The organism is Natronospira sp., assembly GCF_007134575.1.
Taxonomy (GTDB): Bacteria; Pseudomonadota; Gammaproteobacteria; order Natronospirales; family Natronospiraceae; genus Natronospira; species Natronospira elongata.
The window spans coordinates 1-10011 of sequence record NZ_SLKM01000217.1 but is presented as its reverse complement, the minus strand read 5'-3'; the positions used below and the strand labels follow the sequence as shown (position 1 = coordinate 10011).

Sequence of the window (10011 nt, the reverse complement as noted above, 5' to 3'; positions counted from 1 at the left end):
ATTCGGCCCGCACCATCGCCAGTCAGTCGGCCGCCGGCAGCGACGATCAATCCCAGCCTCAGGAAATCACCGAAGCGCTGGTCAACAACATAAGCCACGAGGCCCAGGCCGCCGCCGGTGCCCGCGTGGTGGAGTCTGCCTCCGAGTCCCAGGAGACCCTGGGCCAAATCGTCGATACACGCGCCTGAGCAGCCCCTTTTTCCCTGGCCGGCTCCCCCGCCGCACTCTTCGAGCGTCCGGCCGCTGTAGACCATGATCGCACCCCTAGGCTTTCACGCGAGCCCACTTAAGCCGCTGCCATAACCAGGTGAAAACCATCGCCTGGACCAGTCGATAAGCGCCCTGGGCCAGCCAGACTGCCAACAATCCCCCACCCAGCCCCGGCCCGACCAACCAGGCAATGGGCAGAAAGCCCAGCCATTGCAGGGATACCGCCGTCAGCATGGTCCGACGGGCATCCCCCGCACCCAGCAAGGCGTGCATCAGGATCATGCCGAAGGCTTCCACCACCATGAACACCCCGACCAGGCGCATGGGCGTAATCGCCAGCGAGCGGGTTTCATCATCATGGATGAAACCGGACAACAGCAGTTCGGGCAGCAACCACATGGGCAAGGCCAGTATGCCCAGCATCACCAGGGCCAGGCGGACCACATCCCAGCCCCAGCGATGGGCATCGCGGACCGACCCGGCACCGAGAGATTGTCCCACCAGACTGGCGGTGGTCAGCCCCAGGGCCATGGCCGGCAATACCGCCAACAGCATGATGTTGATCAGGACACTGGCTGCCGCCACTTCTCGAGTACCGATCTGCCCGATGATCCAGAAAAGAACCACGAAACTGGTGGAAAAGGACAGTTGCTGCACACCGTTCGGCAGGGATATGCGCAGCAGGCGCCGAATGACGTCCATTGGCGGGCGGGTACGAAAAAAACCGGCACTGCCGGCATGGCGACGGGCCAGATAGACATGAACCAGGGTTCCCACCGCAGTGGCAATCGCCGAGGCCAGACCGGCGCCGGTGACGCCGAGGGCGGGCGCGCCGAAATGCCCGAAAATAAGGACATAATTCAGAAAGATGTTGAGAACGTGCATGGTGACCAGGGTGAACAAGTACATCCTGGCCATGTCCACGGCGTTCCAGTAGCCGCGAAAAGCCCAGTTCATGCCCATGAAGGTGATGGCGATGATCCGGGTCTGCAGATAGGGAACGCCTTTCTCAATGACCTCCGGGTCGGCATTGAGCCAGGGATAGGCGGGCGGTATGGCGAAGAAAAGCGGCAGTGACAGCAGTGGGCCCGCTACCAGGCAGATCAGCAGGCCGGCATTGAGGGGCTCCGCCGTCTGGCCACCCTGCCCCGCCCCCTTGCGGCGGGCCGCCATGGCCTGAACCGCGGTCCCCACCCCGAGGACCAGGGCCTGACACATGAAGATGGCGAAGCCCCCAAGGCCCACCGCGGCTAGGGCCGCATCCCCCAGGGTGCCGACCATGGCCGTGTCCACCAGGTTCATGACGTTCTGGGACACCATGGCCGCCAGAACCGGCAAGGCCAGAAACAGGGCGTGCTGCCCTCGCTGCCAGCGACTACCGACGCTCACGAGCTACGTCGACGTATTCGGGCCAGACGCCGCAATCCTGGCCGGCGGAGTACTCGCCAGGCAAGCCAGTAACCAATGGCGGCGGCCAACAGGCAGCTCAGGAAGGTGCACAGACCATAAGCCAGCGCCAGTCCCGCTTGGTCGCTCTCCAGCAGCATCAGCAGTTCAAGGCTGAAAACCGAGGCGGTGGTGAAACCACCCAAAAGCCCCGTGAGCAGAAAAGCCTGGACTGCCACCCTGCCCTTGAGTGACTCATGCCATCGCATTGAGACCGCGAGGGCGCCAATCAGCAGGCTGCCGAGCAGATTGGCCGTCAGCGTGGCTTCAATCCCGATGGGCATAAGGGCGCCACCGGGCTCGCCCAGCAATAGCTGCAGGCCATGGCGCAGGCCACTGCCCAACGCCCCCCCAAGCGCGACGAAAGGCAATAATCGCAAGGTGATGCCATTAGCCGACAAGTGCCCTCCCCCCCAGGAATCCGAGCGTGACACAGAACAGGCAGGCAAGCAGGGTGAGCACGAGATTGATGGCGGCAAGCCAGGGCCGGCCTTCAAGGCCCAGACGCAAAGTGTCCAGGCTCCAGGACGAGAGCGTGGTATAGCTGCCACAGAAGCCGACCCCGAATGCCAGCCAGAGTAGGCCATGTTCACTGCCTTGCAGCAGATCAAGCTGAATCAGGCCCGCCAGGACCCCGATCAGCAGACTGCCGCTCAGGTTGACACTCAGGGTCCCTACGGGAAAGTCGAACGAGGCCAGATGCTGAACCGCAAGCGTCTGCAGGTAGCGGCAAACGGCGCCGACGGCACCGCCGGTGACCAGCACCAGCCAGGCCACCACGATCAGGCCGCCGAGCTACCGTCGTCCATGCCGACGTTGTTCTTCTCGAGTACCCGGTCGGCACGGTAACTGGAGCGGACCAGCGGCCCGGAGACGACTTCGAGGAAGCCCTTGGCCAGGCCCCATTCCCGGTACTTGCGAAAATCCTCTGGCGGGACAAAGCGCTCCACCGGCAGGTGATTGACCGTGGGCTGGAGATACTGGCCGAAAGTGACGATATCCACCCCGATTTCGCGCAGATCGTCCATGGCCTGGTCGATTTCCTCTTCGGTCTCGCCCAGGCCCAGCATGAGACTGGTCTTGGTCAGGACAGACGGTCGATAGCGTTTGGCATGGGCCAGGACACGCAGGGTCTGATCGTAACCGGCACGCCGGTCACGCACGACATGGGTCAGGCGCTCCACCGTCTCCACATTCTGGGCAAAGACCTCGATACCCGAATCCACGACCGTTTCCACGTCCTCCAGGCGCCCCTGGAAATCCGGAGTCAGAGCTTCCACCGCGGTTTTGGGATTGACTCGCTTGATCTCTCGGACACAGTCGGCGTAATGCTGGGCACCGCCGTCATCCAGGTCATCCCGGTCCACGGAGGTCAGAACCACGTATTGGAGATCCATCAGCTGGACCGAACGGGCGGCATTCGCCGGTTCCTCCGGGTCCAGCCAGCCACGGGGATTGCCCGTATCCACGGAACAGAAGCGGCAGGCCCGAGTGCAGACATCGCCCATCAGCATGATGGTCGCGGTGCCATTGTTCCAGCACTCCCCCACATTGGGGCATTTGGACTCCTCGCAGACCGTGGCAAGGCGGTTTTCCTTAACATTCCGGCGGGTTTCCTGGTACTTCTCCCCGGCGGGAATGCGGGCCCGCAGCCAGCTCGGCTTGCGGCCACGCGGCTTGTCCTCGGTCTGGGGACGTGCCTTCATGCCGTCCTTGATCGCAGTAAAGCCCTGGGGCTTGCGCACCTTCTGGCCGCTGCGAACAATGGGGATACCCTTGAACTCGCTCATGCCGACTGCTCCACGGGTCGTCAGGCCGGGATGGCCTGTTGGATGAGTCAATTCCTGTTATTTTCTCATTTCAGGACCGCACTGGCTAGCGGCGTCCCCGCGTCAGTGCATTTCCATGCCCCCTTGGAGGTTATTTTGCTATTCCCGATCTTTCTGGTGCTTCTGGTTCTTCTGCTGTGGCTCCCCGGCTGGTGGGTCAACCGGGTGATGCGGCGGCATCATGAGCCGGACGACCGCTATCCGGGCACGGGGGCGGAGCTGATTCACCACCTGGCCGGCCGGCTGGGCCTGGAGGCCCTGCGGGTGGAGAGAACGGGCAGCGGTCAGGACCATTATGACCCCTCCTCGGCAACCATCCGCCTGTCCCCGGAAAACCATGACGGGCGCTCCCTGACTGCCATCACGGTGGCCGCCCATGAGCTGGGTCATGCCATTCAGCATGCCGATGGCATGAGGCTGTTCCGGTGGCGACAAAGGCTGGTCCGATTGGCCCAGCCGTTTCAACGGATCGGCGTGGGAATGATCATGATCGGTCCCTTTCTGGCTTTGCTGCTCCGGGCACCCGGGATCATGCTGATCATGGTCCTGGCCGGTCTGGCCTCCATGCTGGTGATGGCCCTCGTCCACCTGATCACCCTGCCGGTGGAGACCGATGCCAGCTTCGGTCGCGCTCTGCCCCTGCTGGAACGGGGGGACTATCTCCACGAGCAGGACCGGTCCAGCGCCCGCCAGATCCTGCAGGCGGCGGCCCTGACCTACCTGGCCCAGTCGCTTGCCACACTCATCAATCTGGGCCTCTGGTTGCGCATTCTGCGCCCCTAGGGCGCATGCCTGGCCTACTCAAGGGAACCGACTGTCATCGGACGGGCCTGATGTGTTAAGAGATAGTCAGGTACCGCAGAACTGGACATGCTCATGAAACGACCCGGCAGCCCCAAGGATCTGACACCGCCCAACGGTCATCCCAGTGATCTCGCCTACCCCAAACAGGGGCACCTGACCCCGGAATCGGCGGAACGCTATATACGCCACCCGGAAGAGAGAACCGAAATGCCGGCCGACGAAGATGAGGGTCCGGTCAGCGAAGGGCGCGGCGGCCTGGAGATGCTGTTCTATGGCGTCTTGCTGTTGGCGGTTGTTGCATTCCAGCTCCTGGGGCAGCTCGATACCGATGAAAACGGCCTGTTTGACGCCGCACGCGTTGTCACGGTCAGCGTGGACGACGAGATTCAGCAGGAACAATACACCCTGGAGGGTAACCGGGTAGCCAAACCGGACTGCGAGGAAGGCGAACCCTACATCGAGGCTCGGGTCAGCGATATCCGAGGCATTGCCTTGGGGCGGGTCGGGGTCAATGTTTCCAGCGATAATGGCGAGTGGCTGCTGAGCCCGGAAGGCCGGACCCTTGGTGGCGCCAGACTGGATGTTGAAGCCATAATCGGCTGCGAGGTGGACGAAACCGGAGAAGAATGATGCGACAGTGTAGCTGGATGCTTCTGCTGGCCCTGGCAGTGGGCCTGGCGGGCTGCGAGTTTGGCGTTTCCTGGGACTCCAGCGAAAAGCAGAACGCTCGCCACATTTTCCAGTCCCTGGCCGAAGCACGCCGGGCCGCCGGTCTGGCCAATGAATTGCCGCGCCACTGGGAGCCTGGCGGCGAGACAGTGGAACCGGTGCTGGAGGCACTGGACGATGCCCTGATGCATGCGACTCAGGTCCGGAACTCGGTACTGACCAAGGCCCATCCCCAACTGTCAGTCCGCTTCCGAACCGAGTACCGTCCAGCCCTCAGAGACCTTCGGGAGTATTTTCGCAGCGGTGAGATCGACAGCGAAACCGACCCACGCGAAACCCTTGGAGAGTTCACCGAGTGGTTTTACAGCAATCAGCATGAGTTTCGCTGGTGGCGCAATCACCGGCGGGATCTGGGCCTGGAATGAAACGTCGCCCCTAAGGGCGCCGTTACTCGACATCCTGAGCGGTTTGTCGAATCAGAAGTATTTCCCGAGCCGTGTGTGCCAATCGAAATATTTCCGACTGCCCTTGAACCAGGGGCAGACCCGCCCCGACAGGCGAACCAGTATGGCCTTGAGGTCGTTACTGTCCACCTTCGCCCGAGTCACCGCCACCCGCTCATCGATCACGGTGACGTAGTTGCGGCGGTAGAGCTCTTCACAGCCAAGCTTGCACATGGGCATGGCGATATTTTCGTAATCGAGGCGATCCTCGGTGGTACAGTGCCAGCGATCCTTGATGTGAGCGGCGATCAGGAACTGGGTGGGATACTTGTTGCCGCAAATGCCACATTCCTCGATCACCTTGCCCCGGAATAGCTGATCCCTAAGGAAGCCATCTTCCTTGCGCAGGCGTGCCCGGCCTTCCGTATCCAGGGGAGAGGTACGATCAATCTCCTGGACGATCTGCTTGTATTCGTCTTCACTGACGATGGGAAAGTAAACATGGCTTTCCAGTTCATAGCCGTAGACCACCGGCGCCGCCGCTTCCTCCAAGTGAACCTCAAAACCCGGCCAGTCATAATCGTCACCCAGATTCATGAGCCGATTGATGGTCTTGCGGGGAATGAACTGATCCTTGACCTCATCCACGAAGTAAATGCACTCGGGGACCTGTCCCTTGTCGTCCTCACCCCAAAGCTCTCGGGCCAGATCGGGATTCTTGACCAGATAGGTCACGATACCGGACAGAAAAACCATGTCATCGCGCATGAAGAGCACGACATCGCCCCGTTGCAGCTTCTCCCATTCGGCCTTCTGCTCACTCGCCCGGCCCGACTTGACCCCGCCAATGCGAGCCATGTCACCGGGGTAGATGGTAGCCAGCTCCTCAGCGATACCAGTCCCGCGAATGGAACTCAGCTCGGAGAGCACCACCGGCTCGAGCAGCGTCTTCTCCAGGTTCTCCCGGGACTCGGGATCGGCGGCCGCTTGCAAGGCGATCTTGGTCATGAGGAAAACCCCTGTTCTTGATCTTCTGGGCGGTAACGATTTTCAAGGACCGGGGCCACTGGTGCAGCTCCGGGTCGCCTATTATACGCACCGAGCCGTCCGACTCCACCGGGCGGGGTGCACTGATTGCTCCCTCCGCACCCGGAGCGATTGCATTTTTCCCACCTCACCCCCTTGTTCGGTTCATGCCGGAGGCGCAATTCTCCCCTCCCCCGGGCCAGACACCAAGCCCTGATCCGAACACAAGTTGCGGATCGCTTGCCGCTTCGCGTACCCATTGCACAGGGGCTACACTACGCCCGTTGCGCCTCGCCAGGTGCGGATGGATCAATCAGCGATTCCCAGGAGGACAAATGACCGCCCCCACTACCTCACCATTCTTTCACAAGCCCTGCCGTCAACTGGCCACCGGATTGGTGCTACTGGCATCCATTGGGCTAACTGCCTGTGGCACCACACCCACAGAAACAGGCCAGACAGCCCAAGGCCCTGAGCGTCCCGCCACGGGGCCAGGAAGCGGCTTCTGGCAGGCCCTGGCGCCTCATTGCGGGCAAGCCTTTCGGGGTGAATTGGTCGCCTCACGTCCGGGCGACGATGGCTTCCGTGAGCGGGATGTGGTGGTGGAACTGCGCCATTGCGAAGATTCGCGCATGCTGATGCCCCTGCATGTGGGTGACGACCGCTCCCGGACCTGGGTCCTGGAGCGCCACCCCTGGGGTGTCACCCTCAAGCATCAGCATCGCGACCAGGACGGCTCTGTGCAGGATACCCACTACTATGGCGGCCTGGCCCGCCCACCGGCGGACGGTAACCAGCTGAAATTCCCCGTGGACGATGAAACACTGGCCATGCTGCCAGGCAGCGTGGGTGGGGTCTGGACCATGGAGGTCGAGGATGGCCGACTCTACTATCAGGTCCGCCGCAAAGGCAGCGACGAGGTATTCCGTCTCGCCTTCGATCTCAGCGAAGCGATAGACAATCCACCCGAGCCCTGGGGGTGGGAACACATTCGCTAGCCGAATTCATACTGACAGGAGCAAGGAAAGCCTCGCACCTACCCGCCTGTGGGAGCGGCGTCCGCCGCGAAAAAGGCTGTGACCAGCCCCCTGTCGCGGCTGGAATGCCGCTCCCACAGCAGCGTTGAGCTCGAAGCTCATAGCCTCCTAAGACCCGGTCGCCGCCCCGATATCATAGTAGGTCGGTGCACCCGGCCCCACCGGCATGCCCAGCAGGAAGACCCAGACAAAGAACAGGGTGATCCAGCTGATCAGGAAGAAGATGCTGAAGGGAAGCATCATGGCAATGATGGTACCGATACCCGTGTTGCGGTCGTACTTGACCATGAAGGCCATGATCAGGCCAAAGTAACTCATCATCGGCGTGATGATATTGGTGGTGGAATCACCAATCCGGTAAGCCGCCTGAATCACCTCGGGACTGTAGCCGATCAGCATCAGCATGGGCACGAAGATGGGGGCGGTAACCGCCCATTGAGCCGAGGCACTCCCCAGGCTCAGGTTGACCATGCCGCACATCAGGATAAAGAACAGGAATACCAGCGGCCCGGTCAGACCAATATTCTGCAGGCCGTTGGCCCCCATCACCGCGAGGATCCGCCCGAGGTTGGTCTCACCGAAGATGGACACAAACTGAGCCGCGAAAAACACCAGAACGATATACAGGCCCAGGGTACTCATGGCACTGGCCATGGCATTGACCACATCCTGGTCATTGCGCATCTGCCCCGTTACCACACCGAAGACCACACCCGGCACCAGGAAAAAAGCGAAAATCAGGGCAACAATGCCGTTGAGGAAGGGTGAATGGGCCACCTCCCCGGTCTCGGGATGCCGCAAAACACCCCACTCGGGCACCACCGAGAGGGCAAACAGGCCCAGCATGCCCAGAGCTGCAATGCCGGCCCACTTCATGCCCCGGCGCTCTTCAGGAGTAATCGGATCCAGACTGGTTTCGTCGCTGAGATCCTCCGAGGCATTGGAGGGATCGTATTCACCCAGTTTGGGCTCCACGATCTTCACCGTCACAAAGGTCCCGACCGCGGTGATCACGAACGTGGAGATGATCATGAAGAAATAGTTGGCAGTGGCATCCACCCGATAGCTCTCATCGATGAGCTGCGCGGCTTCCTGGGTAATGCCGGCCAGCAAGGGGTCGATGGTGCCCAGCAATAGATTGGCACTGTAACCCCCGGACACACCGGCAAAAGCCGCCGCCATGCCTGCCAATGGGTGACGACCCAGACCGAGAAAGATAAGCCCGGCCAGAGGAATGAGCACCACATAGCCCATTTCCGAGGCGGTATTGGAGATTATCCCGGAGAACACCAGTGCGGCGACAATCAACTTTGGCGGCGCCTTCATGACAATGGAACGGATCACCGCGCTCAGGAGACCGGACTTGTCCGCCACCCCCACCCCGAGCAAGGCCACCAGCACCACACCCAGAGGGGCAAAGCCAACGAAATTCGAGACCAGGTTCTCCACCAGCCAGCGCAGACCATCTCCATTGAGGAGACTGTTGGCCTGGATCTCACCAACGGCGCCAGGCCGCGGATCCTCCACCGACAGGTCAAAAAAGCCCACCACACCACTGATCAGGATCATCAATACGCAGAGAATCGCGAACAATGTCACCGGATGAGGGAGGAGATTCCCCAGCCACTCGACCGTGTCGAGAAAGCGGGTGAACCAGCCGCGATCTTCCATTCGGGGTTTCTGCGGACTTGTCTGGGTGTTGGGGCCTTGCTCACTCATGGAAATCTTACCCTGTTGCAAATGAGGCCATGAGACCCGAACAGTGCGGGTCGAGTCGTGGATTCAAAGGCGGGATGCTACCGGGGGTGGCAAGGCGCGGCAAGCAGTAGCCGACGGTCGTCCACCGCCGCGACCACCGGCGGGAGGGCCTCAGTGGGGTGCATTGCCTCGCCGGCCTGATAGAATCAGTGGAGAGTGCACGACAAATACTGAATGGCGGCTGATCGCCGGGAATCACAAAAGGAGAAGCTCATGTCCGACTGGCGCAAGGATCTCAAGAGGGTGATCGAAGAGGAGATGCAGTCACCTCCGCAAATGTCTCACGCCTCCGTGGAACACGCCAGGCGGCAGATATCGAACTTCATCAGCCGGACGGCCATTCCCGCATTGGAGGCCCTGAAGGAGGAGCTGGAGCAATATGACCGACGCTGCGAGATCGAGCGGCGTGACTATCAGGTTGCTCTGACGGTATTTCACGCCGACGAGGAAGAGTTTTCCTATGTGGTGCGGGGCCGCGCCTACCACCGCATGTTTTTCGCTTTCCCGGAATTGGGTGATCCGGGCAAGGAAAGTCACATCGTGCGCGCCGAAGTGAGCCTCGGCCGCGACAGCAGCCATGGCGCCCATACGTCCGAGATTACCCGGGAAACCATCATCCGGGATTTCATCCGCGAATACGCCCGCTGGCTGGGCAAGCGCGAAGTCCAGTAAGGCATTCCTAAATGGCGTATGCCCGAGCCCTTAGACCCAGGCATACGCCTTCCTGGTGGTCTGGTTCTGGGGCCAGCCCCGGTTCCAGGGAGCCTCTGATCAATCCATTAATGGATT

General features: G+C 61.3%; 12 protein-coding genes. 6 read left to right on the top strand and 6 right to left on the bottom strand.

The window, feature by feature from the left end; all coding sequences use genetic code 11:
• On the top strand, positions 1-188 hold a 188-nt coding region (locus ACJWXQ_RS08715; protein ID WP_406672602.1), incomplete at its 5' end, for a hypothetical protein.
• Positions 189-264: 76 nt separating this feature from the next.
• Here the strand turns inward: ACJWXQ_RS08715 and ACJWXQ_RS08710 are convergent.
• Genes ACJWXQ_RS08710 through lipA form a run of 4 tightly spaced genes read right to left on the bottom strand, consistent with a single transcriptional unit; the run spans position 265 to position 3446 of the window.
• Positions 265-1599, bottom strand: a complete 1335-nt coding sequence (locus tag ACJWXQ_RS08710; protein ID WP_406672601.1) for an MATE family efflux transporter — start codon at positions 1597-1599, stop codon at positions 265-267.
• Complete coding sequence (locus tag ACJWXQ_RS08705) at positions 1596-2057, bottom strand: CrcB family protein (RefSeq protein WP_346049452.1); 462 nt, start codon at positions 2055-2057, stop codon at positions 1596-1598. Before ACJWXQ_RS08705 ends, ACJWXQ_RS08710 begins: the two co-directional genes overlap by 4 nt.
• The gene (locus ACJWXQ_RS08700; protein ID WP_346049450.1) at positions 2047-2436 is read right to left on the bottom strand and encodes a CrcB family protein; all 390 of its coding nucleotides are present in this window, start codon (positions 2434-2436) and stop codon (positions 2047-2049) included. Before ACJWXQ_RS08700 ends, ACJWXQ_RS08705 begins: the two co-directional genes overlap by 11 nt.
• A 2-nt stretch (positions 2437-2438) precedes the next feature.
• A complete protein-coding gene (lipA, locus tag ACJWXQ_RS08695) occupies positions 2439-3446 on the bottom strand; it encodes a lipoyl synthase (protein WP_346049448.1) in 1008 nt (335 codons plus the stop codon).
• 132 nt (positions 3447-3578) lie between these two features.
• On the opposite strand from lipA, the gene ACJWXQ_RS08690 reads away from it, so the two are divergent.
• The 3 genes from ACJWXQ_RS08690 (at position 3579) to ACJWXQ_RS08680 (ending at position 5383) form a co-directional block, all read left to right on the top strand.
• The gene (locus ACJWXQ_RS08690; protein ID WP_346049582.1) at positions 3579-4268 is read left to right on the top strand and encodes a zinc metallopeptidase; all 690 of its coding nucleotides are present in this window, start codon (positions 3579-3581) and stop codon (positions 4266-4268) included.
• 87 nt (positions 4269-4355) lie between these two features.
• Positions 4356-4919 carry a hypothetical protein gene (locus tag ACJWXQ_RS08685; protein WP_406672600.1) on the top strand — a complete coding sequence of 188 codons (564 nt, stop codon included), beginning with the start codon at positions 4356-4358 and terminating at the stop codon, positions 4917-4919.
• Entirely contained in the window at positions 4919-5383 is a 465-nt protein-coding gene (locus ACJWXQ_RS08680; RefSeq protein ID WP_346049444.1) for a hypothetical protein, read from the top strand. Before ACJWXQ_RS08685 ends, ACJWXQ_RS08680 begins: the two co-directional genes overlap by 1 nt.
• 51 nt (positions 5384-5434) lie before the next feature.
• Here ACJWXQ_RS08680 and ACJWXQ_RS08675 read toward each other — a convergent pair whose 3' ends face one another.
• On the bottom strand, positions 5435-6409 hold the full coding sequence (locus ACJWXQ_RS08675; protein WP_346049442.1) for a hypothetical protein: 975 nt from the start codon (positions 6407-6409) through the stop codon (positions 5435-5437).
• A 353-nt stretch (positions 6410-6762) separates the two neighbouring features.
• Between ACJWXQ_RS08675 and ACJWXQ_RS08670 the strand changes: the two genes are divergently transcribed.
• The gene (locus ACJWXQ_RS08670) at positions 6763-7425 is read left to right on the top strand and encodes a hypothetical protein (RefSeq protein WP_346049440.1); all 663 of its coding nucleotides are present in this window, start codon (positions 6763-6765) and stop codon (positions 7423-7425) included.
• A gap of 147 nt (positions 7426-7572) precedes the next feature.
• On the opposite strand, the gene ACJWXQ_RS08665 is transcribed toward ACJWXQ_RS08670, so the two are convergent.
• Complete coding sequence (locus ACJWXQ_RS08665; protein WP_346049438.1) at positions 7573-9183, bottom strand: AbgT family transporter; 1611 nt, start codon at positions 9181-9183, stop codon at positions 7573-7575.
• 252 nt (positions 9184-9435) lie between these two features.
• Between ACJWXQ_RS08665 and ACJWXQ_RS08660 the strand changes: the two genes are divergently transcribed.
• Positions 9436-9894: a hypothetical protein gene (locus ACJWXQ_RS08660; protein WP_346049436.1), complete on the top strand. Its 459-nt coding sequence runs from the start codon at positions 9436-9438 to the stop codon at positions 9892-9894.
• Positions 9895-10011 lie beyond the last annotated feature (117 nt).

Coding starts and splice junctions, on each gene's coding strand:
- lipA (WP_346049448.1), bottom strand. CDS start 3,446: ATGAGCGAGTTCAAGGGTATCCCCATTGTTCGCAGCGGCCAGAAGGTG.
- ACJWXQ_RS08685 (WP_406672600.1), top strand. CDS start 4,356: ATGCTCATGAAACGACCCGGCAGCCCCAAGGATCTGACACCGCCCAAC.
- ACJWXQ_RS08680 (WP_346049444.1), top strand. CDS start 4,919: ATGCGACAGTGTAGCTGGATGCTTCTGCTGGCCCTGGCAGTGGGCCTG.
- ACJWXQ_RS08675 (WP_346049442.1), bottom strand. CDS start 6,409: ATGACCAAGATCGCCTTGCAAGCGGCCGCCGATCCCGAGTCCCGGGAG.
- ACJWXQ_RS08670 (WP_346049440.1), top strand. CDS start 6,763: ATGACCGCCCCCACTACCTCACCATTCTTTCACAAGCCCTGCCGTCAA.
- ACJWXQ_RS08665 (WP_346049438.1), bottom strand. CDS start 9,183: ATGAGTGAGCAAGGCCCCAACACCCAGACAAGTCCGCAGAAACCCCGA.
- ACJWXQ_RS08660 (WP_346049436.1), top strand. CDS start 9,436: ATGTCCGACTGGCGCAAGGATCTCAAGAGGGTGATCGAAGAGGAGATG.